The sequence below is a fragment of the Bacillus sp. FJAT-53060 genome (assembly GCF_037104745.1).
Classification (GTDB): domain Bacteria; phylum Bacillota; class Bacilli; order Bacillales; family Bacillaceae; genus Bacillus; species Bacillus stratosphericus_B.
The window spans coordinates 12,860-34,536 of record NZ_JBAWSW010000006.1; the positions used below are offsets into that span (position 1 = coordinate 12,860).

General features: G+C 42.1%; 29 protein-coding genes, 1 tRNA gene and 2 riboswitches. Of the genes, 21 read left to right on the forward strand and 9 right to left on the reverse strand.

All coding sequences use genetic code 11. The annotated features are described in order from the left end of the window. Positions 1 to 16 precede the first annotated feature (16 nt). The 12 genes from WAX46_RS03875 (at position 17) to WAX46_RS03930 (ending at position 9,822) form a co-directional block, all read left to right on the forward strand. Positions 17 to 646 carry a GTP pyrophosphokinase gene (locus tag WAX46_RS03875; RefSeq protein ID WP_226569310.1) on the forward strand — a complete coding sequence of 210 codons (630 nt, stop codon included), beginning with the start codon at positions 17 to 19 and terminating at the stop codon, positions 644 to 646. Between the two features lie 65 nt (positions 647 to 711). Then, a complete protein-coding gene (locus tag WAX46_RS03880) occupies positions 712 to 1,512 on the forward strand; it encodes an NAD kinase (RefSeq protein WP_226569312.1) in 801 nt (266 codons plus the stop codon). Between the two features lie 17 nt (positions 1,513 to 1,529). Beyond that, positions 1,530 to 2,423, forward strand: coding sequence for an RluA family pseudouridine synthase (locus WAX46_RS03885; RefSeq protein WP_226569333.1), 894 nt, complete (start codon positions 1,530 to 1,532; stop codon positions 2,421 to 2,423). A 391-nt stretch (positions 2,424 to 2,814) separates the two neighbouring features. Further along, a riboswitch (TPP riboswitch) is annotated at positions 2,815 to 2,924 on the forward strand. A gap of 78 nt (positions 2,925 to 3,002) precedes the next feature. After that, the gene (tenA, locus tag WAX46_RS03890) at positions 3,003 to 3,713 is read left to right on the forward strand and encodes a thiaminase II (protein ID WP_226569314.1); all 711 of its coding nucleotides are present in this window, start codon (positions 3,003 to 3,005) and stop codon (positions 3,711 to 3,713) included. Next, the gene (gene tenI / locus WAX46_RS03895; RefSeq protein WP_226569316.1) at positions 3,688 to 4,305 is read left to right on the forward strand and encodes a thiazole tautomerase TenI; all 618 of its coding nucleotides are present in this window, start codon (positions 3,688 to 3,690) and stop codon (positions 4,303 to 4,305) included. The genes tenA and tenI overlap by 26 nt, the downstream gene beginning before the upstream one ends. Beyond that, positions 4,289 to 5,401, forward strand: coding sequence for a glycine oxidase ThiO (thiO, locus tag WAX46_RS03900; protein ID WP_336493389.1), 1,113 nt, complete (start codon positions 4,289 to 4,291; stop codon positions 5,399 to 5,401). The genes tenI and thiO overlap by 17 nt, the downstream gene beginning before the upstream one ends. Next, the gene (gene thiS / locus WAX46_RS03905; protein WP_226569320.1) at positions 5,398 to 5,601 is read left to right on the forward strand and encodes a sulfur carrier protein ThiS; all 204 of its coding nucleotides are present in this window, start codon (positions 5,398 to 5,400) and stop codon (positions 5,599 to 5,601) included. Before thiO ends, thiS begins: the two co-directional genes overlap by 4 nt. A gap of 4 nt (positions 5,602 to 5,605) precedes the next feature. Then, positions 5,606 to 6,373 carry a thiazole synthase gene (locus WAX46_RS03910; protein WP_058014279.1) on the forward strand — a complete coding sequence of 256 codons (768 nt, stop codon included), beginning with the start codon at positions 5,606 to 5,608 and terminating at the stop codon, positions 6,371 to 6,373. Beyond that, positions 6,370 to 7,383, forward strand: a complete 1,014-nt coding sequence (locus tag WAX46_RS03915; RefSeq protein WP_226569323.1) for a thiazole biosynthesis adenylyltransferase ThiF — start codon at positions 6,370 to 6,372, stop codon at positions 7,381 to 7,383. Before WAX46_RS03910 ends, WAX46_RS03915 begins: the two co-directional genes overlap by 4 nt. A 17-nt stretch (positions 7,384 to 7,400) precedes the next feature. Further along, positions 7,401 to 8,210, forward strand: a complete 810-nt coding sequence (gene thiD, locus WAX46_RS03920; protein WP_226569325.1) for a bifunctional hydroxymethylpyrimidine kinase/phosphomethylpyrimidine kinase — start codon at positions 7,401 to 7,403, stop codon at positions 8,208 to 8,210. A gap of 149 nt (positions 8,211 to 8,359) precedes the next feature. Then, positions 8,360 to 9,136, forward strand: a complete 777-nt coding sequence (gene fabI / locus WAX46_RS03925; protein ID WP_336493390.1) for an enoyl-ACP reductase FabI — start codon at positions 8,360 to 8,362, stop codon at positions 9,134 to 9,136. 113 nt (positions 9,137 to 9,249) lie between these two features. After that, on the forward strand, positions 9,250 to 9,822 hold the full coding sequence (locus WAX46_RS03930) for a CotO family spore coat protein (protein WP_226569330.1): 573 nt from the start codon (positions 9,250 to 9,252) through the stop codon (positions 9,820 to 9,822). Between the two features lie 37 nt (positions 9,823 to 9,859). Here WAX46_RS03930 and WAX46_RS03935 read toward each other — a convergent pair whose 3' ends face one another. The 5 genes from WAX46_RS03935 to WAX46_RS03955 all read right to left on the reverse strand — a co-directional run bounded on the left by WAX46_RS03935 (position 9,860) and on the right by WAX46_RS03955 (position 12,491). Next, positions 9,860 to 10,303 (reverse strand): CotY/CotZ family spore coat protein, encoded by a 444-nt coding sequence (locus WAX46_RS03935; RefSeq protein WP_226570032.1) that lies wholly within the window; start codon positions 10,301 to 10,303, stop codon positions 9,860 to 9,862. Between the two features lie 209 nt (positions 10,304 to 10,512). Beyond that, entirely contained in the window at positions 10,513 to 11,004 is a 492-nt protein-coding gene (locus WAX46_RS03940; protein ID WP_226570034.1) for a CotY/CotZ family spore coat protein, read from the reverse strand. Between the two features lie 147 nt (positions 11,005 to 11,151). Beyond that, positions 11,152 to 11,637, reverse strand: coding sequence for a spore coat protein (locus tag WAX46_RS03945; RefSeq protein ID WP_226570036.1), 486 nt, complete (start codon positions 11,635 to 11,637; stop codon positions 11,152 to 11,154). Between the two features lie 88 nt (positions 11,638 to 11,725). Continuing rightward, entirely contained in the window at positions 11,726 to 12,052 is a 327-nt protein-coding gene (locus WAX46_RS03950; protein WP_226570038.1) for a spore coat protein, read from the reverse strand. Between the two features lie 43 nt (positions 12,053 to 12,095). Further along, entirely contained in the window at positions 12,096 to 12,491 is a 396-nt protein-coding gene (locus WAX46_RS03955) for a spore coat protein (protein ID WP_226570040.1), read from the reverse strand. Positions 12,492 to 12,659: 168 nt separating this feature from the next. On the opposite strand from WAX46_RS03955, the gene WAX46_RS03960 reads away from it, so the two are divergent. The 5 genes from WAX46_RS03960 (at position 12,660) to WAX46_RS03980 (ending at position 14,104) form a co-directional block, all read left to right on the forward strand. Further along, positions 12,660 to 13,013 (forward strand): DUF1360 domain-containing protein, encoded by a 354-nt coding sequence (locus WAX46_RS03960; protein WP_226570063.1) that lies wholly within the window; start codon positions 12,660 to 12,662, stop codon positions 13,011 to 13,013. Between the two features lie 71 nt (positions 13,014 to 13,084). Further along, positions 13,085 to 13,210 carry a hypothetical protein gene (locus WAX46_RS03965; RefSeq protein WP_336493391.1) on the forward strand — a complete coding sequence of 42 codons (126 nt, stop codon included), beginning with the start codon at positions 13,085 to 13,087 and terminating at the stop codon, positions 13,208 to 13,210. A 78-nt stretch (positions 13,211 to 13,288) separates the two neighbouring features. Next, complete coding sequence (locus WAX46_RS03970; protein ID WP_226570042.1) at positions 13,289 to 13,510, forward strand: hypothetical protein; 222 nt, start codon at positions 13,289 to 13,291, stop codon at positions 13,508 to 13,510. Between the two features lie 84 nt (positions 13,511 to 13,594). Then, a complete protein-coding gene (locus WAX46_RS03975; RefSeq protein ID WP_226570045.1) occupies positions 13,595 to 13,708 on the forward strand; it encodes a YjcZ family sporulation protein in 114 nt (37 codons plus the stop codon). A gap of 138 nt (positions 13,709 to 13,846) precedes the next feature. Further along, positions 13,847 to 14,104: a stage VI sporulation protein F gene (locus WAX46_RS03980; protein WP_003212292.1), complete on the forward strand. Its 258-nt coding sequence runs from the start codon at positions 13,847 to 13,849 to the stop codon at positions 14,102 to 14,104. Positions 14,105 to 14,120: 16 nt separating this feature from the next. On the opposite strand, the gene WAX46_RS03985 is transcribed toward WAX46_RS03980, so the two are convergent. Beyond that, entirely contained in the window at positions 14,121 to 16,430 is a 2,310-nt protein-coding gene (locus WAX46_RS03985; protein WP_336493392.1) for an ATP-dependent helicase, read from the reverse strand. 126 nt (positions 16,431 to 16,556) lie between these two features. On the opposite strand from WAX46_RS03985, the gene WAX46_RS03990 reads away from it, so the two are divergent. Next, positions 16,557 to 16,814, forward strand: a complete 258-nt coding sequence (locus tag WAX46_RS03990; protein WP_336493393.1) for a hypothetical protein — start codon at positions 16,557 to 16,559, stop codon at positions 16,812 to 16,814. 80 nt (positions 16,815 to 16,894) lie between these two features. On the opposite strand, the gene WAX46_RS03995 is transcribed toward WAX46_RS03990, so the two are convergent. Genes WAX46_RS03995 through WAX46_RS04005 form a run of 3 tightly spaced genes read right to left on the reverse strand, consistent with a single transcriptional unit; the run spans position 16,895 to position 18,647 of the window. Beyond that, positions 16,895 to 17,332, reverse strand: coding sequence for a GNAT family N-acetyltransferase (locus WAX46_RS03995; RefSeq protein ID WP_226570050.1), 438 nt, complete (start codon positions 17,330 to 17,332; stop codon positions 16,895 to 16,897). A gap of 6 nt (positions 17,333 to 17,338) precedes the next feature. Further along, entirely contained in the window at positions 17,339 to 17,854 is a 516-nt protein-coding gene (locus tag WAX46_RS04000; RefSeq protein WP_226570052.1) for a YjcG family protein, read from the reverse strand. A 52-nt stretch (positions 17,855 to 17,906) separates the two neighbouring features. Continuing rightward, entirely contained in the window at positions 17,907 to 18,647 is a 741-nt protein-coding gene (locus WAX46_RS04005) for an esterase family protein (protein WP_336493394.1), read from the reverse strand. 216 nt (positions 18,648 to 18,863) lie between these two features. After that, positions 18,864 to 18,969: riboswitch (SAM riboswitch) on the forward strand. Between the two features lie 78 nt (positions 18,970 to 19,047). Between WAX46_RS04005 and WAX46_RS04010 the strand changes: the two genes are divergently transcribed. The 3 genes from WAX46_RS04010 (at position 19,048) to WAX46_RS04020 (ending at position 21,531) form a co-directional block, all read left to right on the forward strand. Then, entirely contained in the window at positions 19,048 to 20,166 is a 1,119-nt protein-coding gene (locus WAX46_RS04010; RefSeq protein ID WP_336493395.1) for a methionine biosynthesis PLP-dependent protein, read from the forward strand. Beyond that, positions 20,163 to 21,341 (forward strand): cystathionine beta-lyase, encoded by a 1,179-nt coding sequence (gene metC / locus WAX46_RS04015; protein ID WP_226570057.1) that lies wholly within the window; start codon positions 20,163 to 20,165, stop codon positions 21,339 to 21,341. Before WAX46_RS04010 ends, metC begins: the two co-directional genes overlap by 4 nt. Positions 21,342 to 21,458: 117 nt before the next feature. Further along, a tRNA-Val gene (locus WAX46_RS04020) sits at positions 21,459 to 21,531 on the forward strand. The last annotated feature ends 146 nt before the right edge of the window (positions 21,532 to 21,677 follow it).

A 21,677-nucleotide genomic window follows, 5' to 3' on the forward strand; every position in this document is an offset into this window, starting at 1 on the left:
AATTGGGGGAAGTTTCATGGACAAAAAACAATGGGATCAATTCCTCGCACCATATAAGCAAGCAGTCGAAGAATTAAAAGTAAAACTAAAAGGCATTCGAAAGCTGTATGAATTCGAGGATGACCATTCACCAGTAGAATTTGTTACAGGCCGAGTGAAACCAGTTGCCAGCATATTAGAAAAAGCAAAGCGTAAAAACATCCCGATGCATGAGATTGAAACGATGCAGGATATTGCTGGGCTTCGCATTATGTGCCAGTTTGTAGAAGATATACAAGTCGTGAAAAAAATGCTTCAGTCACGAAAAGACCTTGTGGTGGTTGATAAACGTGACTATATTGCAGAACATAAAGAAAGTGGATACCGCTCGTACCACCTTGTTGTGTTATATCCGTTGCAAACGATCAACGGAGAGAAGCAGCTCCTCGTCGAAATCCAAATTCGTACACTTGCGATGAACTTTTGGGCGACCATCGAGCATTCTCTGAATTATAAATATAGCGGGAATATCCCGGAAAAGGTCAAGCTACGCCTTCAAAGAGCTTCTGAGGCAGCATCTCGTCTTGATGAGGAGATGTCTGAAATCCGAGGAGAAATTCAAGAAGCACAAGTGGCATTTTCCCGGAAAAAGAAAACCGATAGCTGAACCGAAGCTTGATCAAATATGATGCTGCCTTCTAGTAGCAGCAAGGTGGAAAAGGAGAAGAATTCATGAAATTTGCCGTTTCTTCAAAAGGGAATTCTGTATCTGACACACTCAAAAATAAAATTCAGACCTACTTACTGGATTTTGGCATGGAATTAAATGAAGAGGAACCGGATCTTGTCATTACTGTCGGGGGAGACGGAACTCTTTTATATGCTTTTCACCGCTATAGCAACCGCTTGAATGAAACAGCTTTTGTCGGTGTTCATACAGGGCATCTTGGCTTTTATGCTGACTGGGTGCCGAGTGAAATTGAAAAGCTTGTCCTCGCCATTGCAAAAACACCTTATCATATTGTGGACTATCCGATTCTTGAAGTCATTGTCAGATACAACGATGGCGGCCGAGAAGAGAAATATTTAGCGATGAATGAATGTACGATCAAAAGTATGGAAGGTACGCTTGTGGCAGATGTTGAAATTAGAGGTCAGCTTTTTGAAACATTTAGAGGTGACGGTCTTTGTTTGTCTACGCCATCTGGCAGTACGGCTTATAACAAAGCACTTGGCGGCGCCATTATCCATCCTTCCATTAGAGCCATTCAGCTTGCAGAAATGGCTTCGATTAATAACAGGGTGTTCCGGACAGTCGGTTCACCGCTTATTTTGCCAGATCACCACACTTGTGTGATCAAACCGATCAACGATGTGGATTTTCAGGTGACAATTGATCATTTGACGCTGCTTCATAAAGATGTGAAATCCATTCAATGTCGTGTGGCAGACGAGAATGTCCGTTTTGCCCGATTTAGACCATTTCCGTTTTGGAAAAGGGTGCAAGATTCCTTTATCGGAAAAGGAGAATAAGAAAGAGGTCGTTCTCGCTGGAATATTTTAAGTTAAACAAAACTATCGCAGCCAAAGAAGAGGGACTGCTGTTAAAGGATTATTTAATCGATCTTGGCATCTCAAAAAGAATGCTCACAGATATTAAATTTGATGGAGGTGATCTCCTCATTAATGGAGAGCATGTTACCGTGCGGTATGAGCTGCATAAGGGAGACAGGCTCACCATTTTATTTCCTGAGGAAAAGGTGAGTGAAGGGCTAAAGCCTGCTCCGATCCCGCTTGATATTTTATTCAAGGATGAGCATGTGCTTGTGCTAAATAAAAAGCCATATATTCCATCGATCCCTTCTAGAGAGCATCCTGAGCACAGTATTGCAAATGGACTGCTGCATCATTATGCTGAAGAGCCTCTGCGGTTGACCGTTCATTTGGTGAACCGCCTTGATCGCGATACTTCTGGTGTGATGCTTGTTGCCAAACACCGCTTTGCTCACAGCCTTTTATCAAAGGCGCAAAAAAAAGGTCAAGTAAAGCGAACATATAGAGCTTTTACACATGGCATCATCACACAAAAGCACGGAACAATTAGAGCCAAAATTGCTCGAAAAGGGGATAGTATCATTGAACGAATGGTCCATGAAACAGGCCATGAGGCAGTGACGCATTATACCGTTCGAGCGGTAGACGCTGATCTCAACATGTCCGATGTGTCTCTTTCTCTTGAAACTGGAAGAACACATCAAATTCGTGTGCACATGCAATATCTTGGTCATCCGCTCATTGGTGATACGCTATATGGCGGAACGAGCGAGCTTATGGACCGGCAGGCACTGCATAGTGAAACCCTTGTCTTTCCTCATCCGATGACAGGGGAGCAAATGACATTTTCTGCTCCTTTGCCAGATGATATGGAATCATTGCTTTTATAAAATACCCGGTAACCTTCTAAGCAGTGGTCTTATCCCTGTCAAGTAGACACATATAAAAAGCCTAAACAGCCAGTGTGTGACGGTATTCTATTGAAGTACCTGATGCGATTCGATTGTTAACAAATGAGGATTTTTCTTTGTATCAAATTCAAATGAACAACCATCGATATCATAATGTCATGGTACGGGAATTTCCTTTTACAGGGAATTTGGTATTTGTCTGTATTTTTAGAGGGGTAGACAGCTTAGTACCGCATGGGGATAGCGGTGATTCGCGTGCTTGTGTCAGGCTTCGGGAGTATGTGGTAGGTCGTAGAGCTCAATTAGAGTTACAATGAATCCTTGACCAATGAACAATTCCTGATTAAGATAGAGGTACAACATCATATGTTTGATCCACTAGGGGAGTCCTTTAAAAGGGCTGAGATAAAAGTGTAGACTTTTAGACCCTCATTACCTGAACAGGTTCATACCTGCGTAGGGAAGTGGTGCGGTTTTTGCCTATGCTTTTGACAAATTCCAAGCCACTTTCCACGCGGAAAGTGGCTTTTTTATATGGAAAAACAGGAGGAGAGGAACATGACATTTTCACAGGAATGTAAAGAGGCAGCAGCAACATGGTGGAATGGAAGCTTTACGCATCCTTTTGTGAAAGGGATTGGAGATGGCACACTTTCAATCGATCGTTTCACCTATTATGTGATGCAGGATTCATATTATTTAACCCATTTTGCCAAGGTGCAAGCGTATGGAGCTGCGATTAGTGAGGACTTACATACGACGGGCAGAATGGCGTATCATGCGCAGGGCACGTATGAAGCAGAACTATCACTGCATAGGAAATTCACAGAGCTTCTTCAGATCTCTGATGAAGCTCTCGCAAGCTTCAAGCCTTCTCCAACTGCTTATGCGTATACCTCTCATATGTACCGGTCTGTGAAAAGCGGACGATTTGAAGAAATATTAGCCGCGTTATTGCCGTGCTACTGGCTATATTATGAGTTGGGTGAAAAACTGAAACAAACGACACCTGACCATCCCATTTATCAAGAATGGATTTTGACTTATGGAGGGGATTGGTTTAAAGAGCTTGTTTTTGAACAGGTTAACCGTTTTGATGAACTCGCAGAAAAAGCACCTGAACATGTGCGGGCCAATATGAGAGAAAATTTTGTGATTTCAAGTTATTATGAATACCATTTCTGGGAGATGGCGTATGAAAAAGAAACGTGGCAAACAGCATGCTTAGATGGGGTTGGTGTAAATGGAACTCCATGCAGTAACAAATAATTCGTTTCCCGTTATCGAGCTGATCAAGCAAATAAGAGTCATTGAATCTGAAGTGGACTTTATTCATATCCGAGAACGATCTAAAACTGCCAGTGAGCTCATCTATCTTGTAAAACAACTCCTTTCAGAAGGAGTACCCAAAGAGAAACTCGTGATCAATGACCGAATAGACGTCGCACTGCTCACCAATATTCACCGAGTACATCTCCCAGGCCACAGCTTTTCGCCAAAGGAGCTGAGACAAAAATTCCCTCACCTTCATGCGGGTGTGTCTGTTCATTCTTTAGAAGAAGCCCAAGCAGCAGAGAAGAATGGGGCAGAGTATGTCATGTTTGGGCATGTGTATGACACCTCATGTAAACCAGGACTGAGGGCAAGGGGAGTAGAGCTTGTAGAAGAACTGACTTCCGTGTTGTCCATTCCGGTTGTGGTGATTGGCGGCTTGACGCCTGAGCGCATTCCAGAAATGATGCATGTGAATGTGAAAGGAATTGCTGTTATGTCGGGGATTTTTTCTCATCATCAGCCGCGAATCATGGCGCATGCATTTTCTAAAAAGCTAAAGGAGAATCCTTATGAAAAAGCATTATGACGTTGCAATCATTGGTGGTGGAATCATAGGGATGTCAATTGCCTATCACCTTGCTAAAGCAGGAAAGAAGGTTATCTTACTTGAGGCGAATGAGGTAGGGAAGCAAACGACGAGTGCGGCCGCTGGGATGCTCGGTGCACATGCTGAAGGAGAGGGACATGAGGATATTTTTTTTCAAGTGGGCAGAGCAAGCCAGGCATTATACGAAAAATTAAAAGTCGATCTTCGGCATGAATCAGGCATTGATATTCGGACATCAGCGGGCGGCATTATGAAGGTGGCCTTTACAGAAGAAGAGAAACGTGCACTTTGCCGGATGCAGCATTTGTCTACTTTTCAATGGCTTGAAGCAAGCAGCGTAAAAAAACGCATGCCCCAAATCGCAGATGACATCATAGGAGCAGGTCTGATTGAAGATGATGTCCATGTTGAGCCTTATGCGGTATGCAGGGCATTGTGGCAGGCGGCCGTCTGGTACGGGGCGGATGTCAAGGAGTATACACCCGTTATTGAAGTGAAACAGGATAAAAAGGCATTGACTATCAGAACAGTCGAAGGCACATTCACATGTGATCACCTCACTGTAGCAAGTGGTGTATGGTCTGGCCGGTTTTTTGGAGAGCTAGGATTATCTCATTCTCTCTATCCAGTCAAAGGAGAATGTGTGTCTGTGTGGAACAGCGGTCCAGCGCTTGCACATACCATTTATCATGGTCATTGTTATGTCGTTCAAAGAGATAGCGGAAAGCTGGTCATTGGTGCAACGATGAAGCCAAATGAGTGGCATGCCCTTCCGACACTTGGCGGTATTGAGGCTGTTATTCAAAAAGCGTCTCAGCTCATGCCTTCTATTCAGGAGATGCCGATTGATCAGTGCTGGGCAGGCCTTCGACCAGCAACAAGTGACCTGCATCCCTATATCGGAAGACACCCAGACGATGAGCGTATTCTCTTTGCTACAGGACATTACCGGAATGGCATATTACTTGCGCCAATGACAGGAGAAATCATTCGGGACCTCATATTAGGCGAGCCTGTAAATGAGGAATGGCTAGATGCGTTCCGTATTGGCAGAAAGGAGGCATTGTTTGAATGAAAATTCAATTGAATGGCAGAATCGTTGATTTCGATAAAGAGAACGGAACCATTTTTGATCTCCTAGCAGTCTATCAGCTTGAAAACCGTGTGGTGATTGTCGAAAAGAACCAAAAAATTATTGATAAAGAAGCCTTTCAACAAGTAGAAATTAAACCAAATGACACGATTGAAATCGTTCACTTTGTAGGAGGAGGATAATACAATGCTACACATTGGCGGAAAAACATTCACATCAAGATTATTACTTGGTACAGGAAAGTATCCATCGTTTGAGATTCAAAAGGAAGCGGTGAACGTGTCAGAAGCTGAAATTTTGACCTTTGCTGTGCGAAGAATGAACATTTTTGAAGCATCACAGCCGAATTTTTTAGAGCAGCTCGATTTATCAAAATATACATTGCTTCCGAATACAGCAGGCGCAAGTACAGCGGAAGAAGCGGTGCGTATTGCCCGTTTAGCGAAAGCTTCTGGACTGTGTGACATGATCAAGGTAGAAGTGATTGGCTGTTCAAGATCTCTTCTTCCAGATCCAGTCGAAACGTTAAAAGCATCTGAAATGCTACTGGAAGAAGGATTTATCGTGCTGCCATATACATCAGATGATGTGGTGCTGGCAAGAAAATTAGAAGAACTTGGTGTTCATGCGATTATGCCAGGGGCTTCTCCAATCGGGTCAGGTCAAGGTTTATTAAACCCTCTGAATCTCTCATTTATTATCGAGCAGGCGAAGGTGCCGGTCATTATTGATGCCGGTGTAGGCTCTCCGAAGGATGCTGCTTATGCGATGGAATTAGGGGCTGACGCTGTATTACTGAATACCGCCGTGTCTGGCGCAAAGGACCCTGTGAAAATGGCAAAAGCGATGAAGCTGGCGATTGAATCGGGAAGACTTGGTTTCGAGGCAGGTCGTATTCCATTGAAAAACTATGGTACAGCAAGCAGTCCGCAGGAAGGGATGCCAGCGTTTTGAGCACACGTTATTCACGCCAAGAGCTTTTTAGACCAATCGGAAAAGATGGGCAAAAGCGGCTAAACGCCTCAAAGGTCGTCATTATTGGAGCGGGAGCACTTGGAACAGCCAGTGCTGAAATGTTCGTTCGTGCTGGCGTAGGCTCTGTGACCATTTTGGATCGAGATTATATTGAATGGAGCAACCTTCAGCGTCAGCAGCTTTACACAGAGCAAGATGTACAAGATCGGCTCCCAAAGGCTGTAGCAGCTGAGAAAAGGTTAAAGCAGGTGAACAGTGAGGTCCACGTAAGAGGGATCGTCATTGATGTGACTGCTCAACATATTGATGAACTTGTCAGTGGTGCTTCAATTATCGTAGATGCAGCGGATAATTTTGAGGTGCGAATGATCGCAAATGATGCGGCTATGAAACATCAAATTCCCTTTCTTTACGGAGCCTGTGTAGCCAGCTATGGCATTCAATTGACTGTCATTCCTGATGAAACACCGTGCTTACACTGCCTACTTGACCATTTGCCTGCACAAGGCATGACATGTGATACAGCAGGTATTATTAGTCCGGTTGTGCAGCAAGTGGCGGCATATCAAGTGGCAGATGCGCTTAAATTGCTAACAGGACATCAAGTCACCCCGATATTAAGATCTTTTGATTTATGGACAAATGAACGATCTGATATTCACTCCGTCTCATCATTAAAGAAAGAACAATGTCCAAGCTGTAGATTAAAGGCGTTTCCATTTCTGTCATATGATCGCAGAGCGAAGGTAGATGTGCTGTGTGGTCGTAATACGGTGCAAATCCGCAGTGCTGCCGGTACACCACCGTCTTTACATGAAGTGGCCCTTCGGTTAAAGAAAGCAGGAATGGATGTACTAGAAAATCCGTATTTGGTTTCCTGTCAAAAAGATGAGTACAAGCTCGTCTTATTCAAAGATGGCAGAGCACTTGTGCACGGAACGAGTGATATTGCCAAAGCGAGAACGATTTATCATCAATGGATTGGCTAATGAGAGGGTGTGGTGAAATGACAATCAAAAAGGCGTTAACAATCGCAGGGTCAGATTCAGGCGGTGGTGCAGGAATTCAAGCAGATTTGAAAACCTTTCAGGAGCTTGGTGTATACGGGATGTCTGCCATCACAGCGATTACGGCACAAAACACACTTGGTGTTCACGGTATATATCCACTTTCTATCGCGGCGCTAAAAAGCCAAATAGATGCAGTGGCAGAAGATTTAATGCCAGATGCGGTCAAGACAGGGATGCTGTGGAGTGCTGACATGATTACCACCGTCGCTGAAAAAACGGTGCAATATCAGATGAACCTGATTGTAGATCCAGTCATGATTGCAAAAGGCGGTGCTTCTTTATTAAATAAAGATGCTGTCTCTGCACTTAAAACACATTTGCTGCCTGTAAGCTATGTGGTAACGCCAAATCTCCCCGAGGCAGAAATACTGACAGGCATGAGTATTCAGACAAAAGAGGATCGCTATCGAGCGGCAGAACGACTTTATGAGCTCGGCACGAAATATGTCGTGATCAAAGGCGGCCACGGTCCTGTTGGCGGCCTCATTACAGACCTGTTGTACGATGGTAAAGGCTTTATTGAAGTTACAAATGAACATATTGATACACCGCATACACACGGCACAGGCTGTACTTTTGCAGCGGCATTAACAGCAGAAATAGCCAAAGGATGTTCCATGAAGGAAGCCTTTGAAACAGCAGAGACCTTTGTCCATGAAGCCATCATATATCCTTTGCATGTAGGCGCTGGTCATGGGCCTACCAACCATTTTGCTTATCAGCAAAACAGGAGAAAAGAGGTGTGACCGTCTTCACTTGTGAGGACGGTTTTTTTGATCAAAAGATGAAAAAGAAACTTTCTTCAAGTGGAAATTGTCAATATCTCATGATTTGTGATAATATTATGATCAGGTACTAATACTATGTCTTGAAAAAATAGGAGGCTTTAATACATATGAACTTTTCTTTAGAAGGCCGTAATATCGTGGTGATGGGTGTTGCCAATAAACGAAGCATCGCTTGGGGAATTGCTCGTTCACTTCACGAAGCAGGAGCTCGTTTGATCTTTACTTATGTGGGAGACCGACTTGCGGAATCTGTCAAAGAGCTTGCAAGTACACTTGAGCGTGATGATTCAATTATTCTTCCTTGTGACGTGACAAGTGATGAAGAAATCGAAAAATGTTTTGCAACAATTAAAGAAAAAGTACAAGTGATTCATGGTGTTGCGCATGCGATTGCATTTGCCAACAAAGAAGAGCTTGTTGGTGAATATTTGAACACGAACCGTGAAGGTTTCCTGTTAGCGCACAACATTAGTGCATATTCATTAACTGCAGTAGCAAAAGCGGCACGTCCGTTGATGACAGAGGGCGGCAGCATTGTAACACTTACTTACCTAGGCGGAGAGCGTGTTGTATCTAGCTACAATGTCATGGGTGTAGCGAAAGCAGCACTTGAAGCAAGTGTGAAATATTTAGCAGCTGATCTAGGAGCAGAAGGCATTCGTGTGAATAGTATTTCTGCTGGTCCAATTCGTACTTTATCTGCAAAAGGGATCAGCGGTTTTAATAAGATCCTTAAGGATATTGAAGAGCGTGCACCGCTTCGCCGTACAACAACTCCTGAAGAAGTTGGCGATACAGCATTATTCTTATTCAGTGATCTGTCCCGCGGCATGACAGGTGAGAATCTTCATGTTGATTCCGGGTTCCATATCATTGCCCGATAAGCGAATAAATGATCCGCAGCATACCGATGACTGGTATGCTGTTTTTTATTTTTCTTCTGATTTGAGGCGTCCGTTCATATATATAAGGAATGAATCATTCGGGAGGGATTAGTATGTCAAATAAAGGTGATGAGAATCAAAAGCCGCTTATGTATATTGTTCAACCAAGCTATGATGAATCAGAGCCAGCCATGCAAAATATTGTGAGGAAGCGAAAGAAGTTAGAAAAACTGCCAGAAAGTAAAAAAAGCGTTAAAGATTCAATCGAAGAAAGCGCACAGGAACCTGTATCACAGGAAGTAGAGAAGGAAAAAGAAGAGCCGCCCGCACTTCAGCAAGAACGAGAGATCATACAAGAAGCAGAGTCTTCACAAGAACGAGAGCCAGTCCAAGAACAAGAAAAGCAGCCAGAAGGCGTATATCATGAAATAAAAGAAGAACCAAGGAGAAAACGAGTGAAAAAGCCTTTAAGTCAGATGAACATTGACGAAAAGGTCGATTTTCTCACAAGCCTGCCGCATAATATGCCAAGAGCACTTTGTCTCATTGAAGCCGATGAAAAAACATACAGAGGGATTGTGATGGAGAGGATAGAGAATATGGTAATTATTCGTACAGCAGGCGGTGGAAATCCGGTCGAGTTAGCGATTGATGATATTTCCTCCATTCATCCGCTCGGCTTTTAACGAACATGGAAAAAAGTCCCATATAGGGACTTTTTTGTTAGTTGTTACGGTTGATGAGTCGTGGGTTTAAGCACTTGATTGCGCAGAAGCAGTCAAGGTCTACTTCTATGCAATACTTCGATTTTTCTAATCGGAACACATCGCACACGGAGTCTTTATCTGTAAAATCTAAAATATAACGGTCTTTGTCAAATGCAATAAGCAAGCTGAGTGTTGCACAGTGATCAGAGATGTGTTCGACTCTGAAAAATGCAGTGCTGAAGCAAGGTCCTGCATCTACTTCTCCGACGTTTCCGAATGCGACGAATGGTTTTGATTTTGATGTAAATAGAACAAACGGGATAGTGTCACCTAATGAGTGTGATGGAGAAAGGAGATTGCTGTAACAGCTAGTTGGGCACTCTTCTTCGACGGCATTTTGTAAGTCGTGAATGTTTTCAACAGCCTCTGCTACACAGTTCCATGAATGTTTGCGGCTCATATTCAACCCTCCTATACAAGGAATTTTGTTTGAGTATTTGAGCACTGTCATCATCTACAAGCTTTATTTTGTGCTTACACCGGTTGGTGCATGTCGTTTCAATCAATGCGGAAGCGGCCAACTTTTTTGCTGACTGCTCCGCATTGGTTGTCATTCGTGAGGAAGGGGATGCTATGACTCATTACAAGTTAGGTCAACGGATGATTTGTTTAGCCGTGGTGATGATGTTTTTTATCTTTCATCGGTAGTACTCTGTCTACAAGTTCTGGGTTTAAACATTGGATCGCGCAGAAGCAGTTCAAATCAACCTCGATACAAAAGTCCGTTTTTTCTAGACCAAAAAAGTCAGGGTCACAAGGGTGACAAACGCTAAGCGTATGTCCGTGTACATCAACAGGTCTTAATACAGATAACGTAGCACAGCAGTCGTATAATTTTTCAACCCGGAAGAAGATAGATTCGAAGCATTGAGAATCGTCCACAAATCCTCCAATGTTTCCGAAAGTAGAGAACAATCCGCCCTTTTTATCAAAAAGTAAAAACGGAATCGTATCTTTTCCAGAAACTGTCGGGCTTAATAAATTACTGTAGCAGCTCGTAGGACATTTATCTTCTACAGCTTCCTGCTCTGCTAAAATCTTATCAACCGCATCGCATACACAGTTTTCATCATGTCGGCCATGGTGTTTTCCGCAGCTCATGGATTTCAGCTCCTTTAACAAGGTATTTGACTTTAGTCCTTAACAACATATGTATGCGCCCTCTAGTTGGTGTGGGTAAATGACTATTTATATTTGTTGTATTTTTCATAAAAGGAAAAGCAGAGCTTTTCGCTCTGCTTTTGTACATTAGAGGATACCGATTGCGATGATTAGAGCAGCTAAAATTTGTATAAGTGTTTGAACTGCAACGGCTACATCTGCGTCGACTGTAGAAACTGTTACATCTCGGGAGTTTTCGATAACCAATTTTTGACGGTTTGCTTGTTTCGAGGTTGTTAACTGTACCAAATCTTGTGCTACTTGATCAGCTAAGTCATTGTCCGCAATTGAAAGGTTGATAATAGCTACTAAAGCCAGTTGTACAGCTGTCTGAATAGAAACTGCGACTTGAGCATCAACAGAAGAAACATTGATATCGCAAGAATCTCTAATAATGATAACTTCTTCTGAGATTTGCTTGTTTTGCGAAATTTGATCTGCGTTTTGTAGAATATTTTCATCATGGTCATAGTAACCATCATCACATACAGGTTTTCTGTCATAGTGATGGTAGTCTCCTTGGTGACTACAATTACGATCAAGTGCTACCCATGAATATGGTTTTGAACTCATGTTTTTTCCCCCTCTCGTTTACTTTATTAAATGCGAAGTTACTGCATTTGGTTTGGGGCATATATCTTGCTGGGATCACCCATTTTTACTAAATGTTATTTTGTTCAGAATCTCTTCGCTGATGGATACGCTGTCTTAAAGTGTTCGTTCTACGCTTTGATTGAGCCTCTTCTTGATGATTATTTTGAGCTTCTTCTAGGCGTTTTTTTTCTTTTTGCGATTCGACAAAAGCATTTGCTTTGTTTTGAAGGTCTTCTACTAATTTTAAAATGCTTCTTTTTTGCTCGTCATTTAAAGGTCGTCTGTTTTCTGCTGTAATGTTGTACTTATTTAAAACGTCACTGACAAGTAGACTAGTTAATGGGTCTACGTTTGTATCAATATCGAAATCTTCTTTTTTGTTTTCTTCAGACAATTCATGTCACCTCTTTCATTCGTAATGTTAGAAAAAGAAAGGGTCAAAGAATGCCGGCTTCAACTAAGAGTACATTCAGTGTTTGAGTGAGAATTTGTACGGAGTTCAAAATGGATTCATCAGATAATGTAATCGTGACGTTATAGCAATTGATGATTTGAATCACCGTTTTCTTTTGGACTGTCACTTGTTGTGTGGATAAAAGCTGCTCTGTGATCTCTATAGCCAATTCATCGTCTGGTACAAGAATTTGAATTAAAAGAGTAATGATTGTCGTTACGGTCGCTTGAAGGGAGAGTGCGGCTGTTACATCTGATTTATGAATCGTGACATTTTCGGAATCCTTGATCTCAAAGAAATCATCATAATTGCTCATTAATTCGTTTAACAGTTGTGTGTATAATAAATCAGCACTTTCTTCAATAGACAATACTTTCACTCCTTTCTTATCTATACATTATTTAATGCAGCAGGGATTCAAGGTGGAATCGGAAAGCGTGAAAAAGTAGAACCCAATTTTACTTCCACTCGAATCATCATGGCGGTCCTTCTGTTTGCATATATAAAGAAAGGACGGAAAAAGAAGAAAGAAGGAGGTGGAGATTTCCTGATTGGTGCTTTGTCTTTTGTCGTGTTTGCCCTCGCATCCTTTCGGCTGACGAGATTGGTCGTGTTTGATACTATTACTGCCCCTTTTCGCCGTTTATTTCATGAAGAGCAAGAAGAAATAAACGAACAAGGTGAAGTCGAGACATATATTATCATCAAAGGAAAAGGACTGCGGTCTTGGGTAGGAGAATTATTAAGCTGTTATTGGTGTACGGGCATGTGGTGTACTGCTGCTTTACTTGTGATATACATACTTTTTCCTCTCGTCAGCATGTGGCTTAATTTACTATTAGCGATTGCCGCAGCAGCAGGCATTATCGAAGCAGTCGTGTCGAAGCTGCTTGTGAAATAAACAGGCATTCTGATCAGACACGCTTTAAAAAAATGCATATACTAACATGGAATAGGAAAGGAAGGGTTGCGATGAAACCAACTGAAACGCCTTCACATATGCTTCAAGGTTATCCAGCGCAGTCAAACCAATCTGTTTATAAAAAAAAAATCAAGAAGACTAGCTGCGGCTGTGGAAAGAAAAAGAAATATGAATAGTAGAAAGCCGGATTTATCCGGTTTTTTTGTTGCCCTTTTTTCGAGTTCTGCATATGAAAGAGAGAAGGGGTGACCAGAATGGACGCATTCGAACAATTAATCGGCTCTTTGTTCACTAAACCTCATGATGGGAAAGAACAAGCGTATGAAAAGGTTGAAATGGATCTAGCTAATAAAGCGAATGATCTTGAGCAGCACTTAAAGGTATTTGGCGAGAAGATGGACGCCTTTGCGAAAGAAACAGAGGCATTCATGATGCGTCATGGAGACGCAGATTATGTATTTAAACAGCAGAAATAAAATTTCCGCACTTTTTTATCTGATCGTCCAAACCATTTCTTGTTTTTTTCATATTTTGTAATGGAGTAGAGGAGGTGCTTAAATATGGGTTGTTACGGTTACGGTGGCGGCTATGGCGGCGGTTATGGTTCAACTTTTGTTCTTGTCGTCGTGTTGTTTATTCTTCTCATCATCGTTGGTGCTTCTTTCTTTAACTAAACAGTCAGAAGGTGAGGGAAGCAATGGGGAAGCCTTTTGCTTTCCTTTCTCTTTGGTCAAACAAGGCAGTAGGATAGGCACATATCTCCCCTATTTTCATATAGTATGGTGATTACTCCACAAAGAGGAGGCAAATGAATGGATAATAAATTCTTTAAAAGTGTCGAAAATAAAACAGGTGTCAATATGAATGATGTCTTTAAGCTTGCAGGATCGTTGCAAAATGCCAACTTTAAAGATGAGGCCACTGTTCGAGGTGTTATTAAAAAAGTAGCGCAGCTTGCGAACAAACGTGTACCTAAAGAAATGGAAGACAAAATCGTCCAATCGATTACAAGTGGAAAAGAAAAGCTTGATTTCAATACAATCGCTAAAATGATGAACAACAAAAAATAAACAACAGGCTCTCCAGTCAAAGGGGGGCCTGTTGTTTTTGTGTGAACAATTCACGGTTTTTCTTCAGAAGAGGGTACAAAAAACGAGAATGATGAGCGGTTTTTCCTCTTCTAAAAGAAGGGACAGATAGATAGAGGTATTGTTCTGCTCTTGTCATGGCAACGTATAATAAACGCCGCTCTTCTTCAAGGGCTTCTTCATCACCATTTCTTAGTTCATCAAGTGCGAAATCATGAGGTAGTGCACCGTCGATCACACAAGTGATGTACACCGTTTGGAATTCAAGCCCCTTTGCGCGGTGGATCGTCATGAGCTGAACACCTGGTTCGTCTGTTTTTTCCTTTTCGGCAGATTTCATATGTTCAGCATGTGAGAGAAAGGCTTCAATCGTTTCAAAGCGTTTGGCGGCTGTTTTCACATCACGTACATCATCCGCCCCTTTTTCAAGCACATTTGTATCGTTCACACGTTTTTTTAAGTAATCGCCAAGTCCCATCTGTTGTTCAATAAATGCCACAGCGTCAGACGGCTTTAACGTTCGTAAAGTTCGGAAAAGAGGAACGATCGATTGGAGCTTTTTACGCTGAAACGGCTGAATGTCTGTTAGTTTTCCAAGCGCTTCTACCATTGAACAATCTTCCGTAATGGTCAGGACCTTTAGAGTATTCAGTGTCTGTTGCTTTAAAAAGAAAACCGGCAGCAACTGTTTCATTGCAGCGACATCATCTGCATCTTGACTTAAAGAAAGAAAGGCGAGCAGTATCCGAACCATTCGTCTGCTGTAAAAGGCTTTGACGCCAGCATCCGTCTCATATGGAATGGCCGATTGATGAAGCCGTTCATAAATGGCGCGTCCGCCTGTTTTGGTCCTAAACAGCACACAGAAATCATTCGGCTTTGCTCCGTTTTTCATTTTATCCAGAATATCTGCTGCGATCATGGTCGCTTCCTCTTCCTCATCATATGGATAAAAGAGAGTCGGAGGGACTTTCTCAGCACGAACGGCTTTTAACGTTTTCTCATAACGATGCTGATTTTTTTTAATGATGGCATCTGCACTTGCGACAATTGTATGGTGAGAACGGTAATTCGCATGTAAATGGACGATCTGAGCGGAAGGATAGTCCTGCTTGAAATCAAGAATGAAAGCGGGATTACTTCCTCTAAAGGCATAAATGGCTTGATCATCATCACCGACACAAAATAGCTGCTCGGATTCTCCGGCTAACAGTTGAATTAATTGATATTGAACCGGATTAATATCCTGAAATTCATCCACCAAAATATACTTGAATCGTTTTTGATATCGTTTGAGGAGTTCAGGCTGTTCAGTCAGCATGTGTAAGCAGGCAATCGCCATGTCATCAAAGTCAAATTGCTGATTGTCTCTTTTTTGCTGTTCATACAACTGATAGATCGTCCACATTTGCTTTTCCCTTTCATCTTTCAGCTCAGGAAGTTCGTCTGGTAAAAAAGCATTTTTCCAATAACCAATCGATTGTAGCACCTGATCGGTTGGATACTCTTTCTCATCAAGCCCTTCATTCATGAGCGCTTTGCGAATGTACTGTTCCTTTTGCCAGTCAAATTTGATTAGGTGCTGGCCGTTCCATCTCTTCGGATCATCATGAAGCAGCATTTTATAAAAAAGACTGTGGAAGGTGCCCGTCACGACCTGACTCTCTTGTGAGGGATGAAGCTGGTATTGCTTGCGCAGCCTTTCTTTCATCTCACTGCTTGCTTTTGTGGTGAAGGTCACGAGTAATATATGATGAGCGGGCATTTGATGGTGCGAAATCAGATAAGCTGCTCTAGCCGTCAGCACCCTTGTTTTCCCGCTGCCGGCACCAGCAAGCACAAGCATTGGACCGTCTTGATGTGTCACAGCTTGAAGCTGCGGTGTACTAAAGGTGATTTGCGGAAAGAGGTCGATGGTATGTACATGTTTATTCTCTTCTAAATGGATGGCTTCGCTCAAATGAACCAACCTTGGTTCCTGCCAGTCAAACGATTCCTTCGTTTGCGAGATGATCTGTTTGCCAGTTGGAAAACGGAAGCCGTCAAGTTCTTTGTAGGAAGCACTTTCCTCTGGTTCTGTCGTTTTCATGTCTTGTTGTTCTTCAGCCTTTTCGCACATCTCCTGCTGAGACGTTTGCTTATGAATAAAGGTAGGTTCTTCATGTATATTTAATCTGAAAAAGACGGGTTGTCCGCAATATGGGCAAGATAAGTGCCCCTTTTTTCCCTCATCATAGAGGAATTGATAATGTTCTCTCGAATACATATGTAATGAGATCGTTCGATCATGTCGTCGTGCGCATTTCAAAGCTAGTCCTCCAATTGTCAATCAATCTTAAAAAGAAACAAATCTAATCATATCAAATGAAGCAAGTTTCATACAGTCATAATTAGGGAATAGTAGAATAGAAGAGAAGCAAAGGAGGCGTTTTTGATGGGATATATAGCCCCGATTCAGCCGGATCTGTATTTTCAGTATAGCAACCGTCCTGCTCCTCAGGATAAAGAAGACTATGCGAAAGTGACAAAGGTCACGCGCACTTTTCATGACAAGGTATACAGAGAGCTGGAGAAAAAAGAGGACTTAATGACAGAAGCAGAAAAGAAAGTTCAGCAAAAAAAGCGGGAACGCTTTGTGCGAGATATGTTTATGGAAGAAGGAAAGGGCATTTATATCAATGTCTATATATAAATGATTGCGCTTTCTTACCTATCCGAATGATGATGAATCTAGAAAAGCCAGAGCATCCATGATGCCCTGGCTTTACTTTGTTATCTAGCAGATAGTGTTTTTGTCATTTTGACATGTGTGATACCTGCTTCTTCAAACGGTTCAGAAATGGCTTTGTAGCCTTTCTTTTCGTAGAAAGGAAGAGCTTGGACTTGTGCATGCAAGACAGCTTCCTTTGCTCCTTTAGCAATAGCTTCGGTCTCTAGCGCCTCTAATAGCTTGTGGCCAAGGCCGAAAGAGCGCGCCTCTTTTAACACACAAATCCGTTCAAGCTTTCCCTTTTGACCTTCAATGATACGTAGTCTAGCAGCAGCCTGTGGCTCTTTGTCATCATTATAAATGACAAAATGGATGGCTTCGTCTTCTAGTTCATCAATTTCGATCTCTAATGGGACTTCTTGTTCTTTCACGAAAACTTCTTTTCGAACGTAATATGCATCTTCTCGTTGTGTTTGTACTTTTGCGATGACTGTTTTCAAATGTCTTTAACCCTCTTCTCCTAAAATAAATGTTTCATAAACGGTCCAAGATCCATTGTCTAATTGATATAAAAGGTGGAAGCGATCAACCGTTTCTTCATGATCAATCTTTCTCAGCTTTAATGTGCCAAGTACGTCTGAATGCTCATCATCTGATAATTTTTGAGCCACTGTTACATGCGGAACAAATGCATATTCAGGTGTACCAGCAAGTGGATCAGTGTACAATTTATCATTTAGAGCCGTTAATTCCTGGTTCGGTTCTATTTTCATATATATGACGTTGTTTACAGGAGCGAATGAACTGAATTTTTTAATACGTAAGGTAATAGGAGAGGCATTTTTTGCATAATCTCGTAGGGTTGAGACGACCTCAGCTGCTTCTAAATCCGTTAACTCAAAAGGTGTTCGTAATGTTAAATGAGGCGGTATGAGTGAATAGTTCGGATCATAACGTTTTCGATAAGAATTCGCAATATCTTGCAATTTTTTTGATGGAAATAAAACAACTCCGTATTTCATCATGTTCCCTCCTGATTAATAAAGTATTTATTATTCTTTATTATAACAAAATTCAGTTGTTAAACGAATATGGGAGAATTCTTTTTAACGAAGGAGCGATGAGCGGCTGCCAAAACGTCCATTTGTGATCACCTTCGAATGTCTCAAATAAATAATCCGCACCAGACTGTTCAAGAAGGGCCTTTAAGTCTTCGTTCGGTTTGATAAAATCAAGCACTTGACCATCGGTTGTTTTCACTGCCGTTTCTTCTGACCCAATTTGATGAATAATGGCATAATGAGAAAGAGATGTTGATTGTTTAACTGCTTGTAAGACCGTCTTATCGACGTAAGGAGACTGCAAAATCAACCCGCCAAATAAAGAAGGGTAATCAATGGCTGTCATGAGTGAAATCGTAGCACCTAGTGAATCACCAATAAACGTACGTCCTGATCCAATTTGATACGTTGGATAGTGTTCATCAATATAATGGACAAGTTCATTTGCCAAAAAACGTTTATACGCTTCAAACTTTTTGCCGTCTGGATGATAGGTATTTCGCCTTTCAGTGACATTTTCATACGGAATCCCAATAATAATCGAGCGTTCGATTTCTTTGTTTTGCATAAGTTCTTCCGCCTGTCTGCCTATTTTACCTAAGCGGAAATAATCATGACCATCTTGTGCAATGATGACATGATATGTATAAAGGGGAGAGTAATTGACTGGCAAATAGATTAAAACTGTCATGTCCGTCCCAAGCTCTTTTGATTGTAAAGTTTCTTCTTGAATGATTCCTGTTTTCTTCACCATAATCCATTCCTCCAGCTAACCAAATTCATCATAAGTGAAACGTTTCCATTCATTGTAACATGAAAAACAGCGTTGTTCCTATATACTAACATGCAATCAAATCTACTGACATCCAATCTGCTACAAAATACAGAAAATTTTAATTAATTGCTACATTTCCACTTGAAAAATGAGTTTTAATGCGTTACATTATTAAGAATTAGTACAGACAACACATTCTTATCGTGAGAGGTGGAGGGACTGGCCCTTTGAAACCTCAGCAACCGGTGATATACCAAGGTGCTAAATCCAGCAAGCAACTTTTTTGCTTGGAAGATAAGAGGAAGCGATTAAACCCCTTCTTCTTATGAAGAAGGGGTTTTCTGTTTTGAAATCAGATATTTACTTAGGATGGTGTCAAATGACAGAACATGTGGAAACGAAATTAGCCCAAATTGGAAACCGTAGCGAAGAGGCGACTGGCACGGTCAGTCCCCCTGTTTATCTTTCAACAGCATACAGACATAGAGGCATTGGTGAATCAACAGGGTTTGATTATATTCGGACGAAAAACCCAACAAGACAGCTCGTAGAAAATGCGATTGCTTCACTCGAAGAAGGGACGGCCGGTTTTGCCTTCAGTTCGGGAATGGCTGCTATTCAAACGATCATGGCTCTATTTGAGAGCGGAGATGAACTGATTGTTTCATCAGATTTATATGGCGGTACATACCGTTTATTCGAGAACGAATGGAAAAAGTATGGCCTTCGTTTTTTATATGATGATTTTTCAGATGAAGACTGTTTACGCTCTAAAATCACGCCAAACACAAAAGCCGTCTTTATTGAAACGCCGACTAATCCACTCATGCAGGAAGCGGATATTCAAAAGATTGCGAAGATTGCAAAAGAACAGGGCGCTTTGGTCATTGTCGATAACACCTTTTACACACCAGTCTTGCAAAAGCCGATTACGCTTGGAGCGGATATTATCATTCATAGCGCAACCAAATATTTAGGCGGACACAACGACGTCCTTGCCGGGCTTGTGGTGACAAAAGGGGAGCAGCTATCTGAGGACATGTTCCAGCATCAAAACGCCATCGGAGCGGTTTTATCTCCATTTGATTCATGGCTTTTAATGAGAGGGATGAAAACGTTGGCTCTTAGAATTAGACAGCACGAGGCAAATGCGAAGGAGTTAGCCGACTTTTTAGAGAAGCAGCCAGAAATCCAAGATGTCCTTTACCCAGGCAAGGGGGGGATGCTGTCATTCCGTGTAGTAAAAGAAGACTGGGTTAATCCATTTTTAAAGCAGCTAAAAACGATTTGTTTTGCAGAAAGCCTTGGTGGAATCGAAAGCTTCATTACGTATCCTGCCACGCAAACGCACATGGACATTCCAGGGGAGATTCGCATTGCAAACGGTGTGTGTAACAAACTGCTCCGTTTCTCTGTTGGGATTGAGCATGTAGATGACCTGAAAGCCGACCTTAAACAGGCACTATCAAAAGTCAAAAAGGAGGTACACGCAAAATGACCACACACGATTGGACACTCGAAACAAAACTAGTTCATAATGCCTTTAAAACAGACCGTTCAACAGGTGCAGTTAGTGTACCGATTCAGCATGCGTCAACGTTTCATCAAAGTAGCTTCGATGAATTTGGCCAATATGACTACTCCAGATCAGGGACCCCTACACGTCAAGCATTAGAGGATACCATTGCAGCGTTAGAAGGAGGAACAAGAGGTCTTGCCTTTGCCTCAGGCATGGCAGCCATTTCAACCGCTTTTCTCCTTTTATCAAAAGGAGATCACGTCCTTGTCACTAGAGATGTGTACGGCGGAACATTCCGTATGATTACACAAGTCCTTTCGAGATTTGGCATTGAGCATACCTTTGTGGACATGACGGATTTGAATGAAGTCAAACAAGGTATTCAATCGAATACGAAGGTCATTTACATGGAAACACCGTCAAACCCAACACTAAATATTACGGATATTCAAGGCGTTGTCCAGTTTGCGAAAGAGCATGACTGTCTGACTTTCTTAGATAATACGTTTTTAACACCTGCTCTCCAGCGGCCGCTATTCCTAGGCGTTGACGTTGTGCTGCACAGTGCAACGAAATTTCTAAGCGGTCACAGTGATGTGCTGTCTGGCTTAGCGGTGGTCAAAGACGAGGAGCTGGGAGAGGAACTATATCAGCTGCAAAACTCCTTCGGTGCTGTCCTTGGCGTTCAGGATTGCTGGCTTGTGTTAAGAGGGTTAAAAACCCTTCAGGTCAGATTAGAAAAAGCAAGCCAAACGGCATTAGAATTGGCTTCATTTCTGAAAGAACATCCTGCGGTGAAAAAAGTATACTACCCAGGCTTAGATGACCATCCAGGTGCGCAGATTCAGCGAAAGCAAGCAAGCGGAGCAGGAGCTGTTCTCTCGTTTGAATTAGAAAACAAAGCGGCGGTTAAAGAATTGGTCGCGAGTGTCACATTACCTGTATTCGCTGTCAGCCTCGGCGCTGTCGAATCGATTCTTTCCTACCCCGCAAAAATGTCACATGCCGCCATGCCAAAAGAAGAAAGAGAAAAAAGAGGTATCACAGACGGTTTACTTCGATTAAGTGTTGGTATCGAAAACGGAGAGGATCTCAAACACGACTTCAAACAAGCACTCGATCAACTAAAGCCCGTCCTTGTGAACCAATCATAAATGAACTTGTAAAAAGCCGGCTTTTTGTTTTTTTGAACAAACCCATTGACGCCCTCTACTTATGGTTATATAATAGAGACTGTCAGTAACAGAAAGCCCAGAACTGATACATAACTTGATTCCGTAGCTCAGCTGGGAGAGCGCTACCTTGACAGGGTAGAGGTCGCTGGTTCGAGCCCAGTCGGAATCATCTACGGCGGTTAGAGGCGTTATATCAACGTTTCTAGCCGTTTTTTATTGCGTTGACTTAGCGTTGACTTATGCGTTTTTAGTTACTGGGTAGCGGTCGTACCGTCGGCAAGGTAGCGGTCTTCATTTCGATGACTTAATCGATTT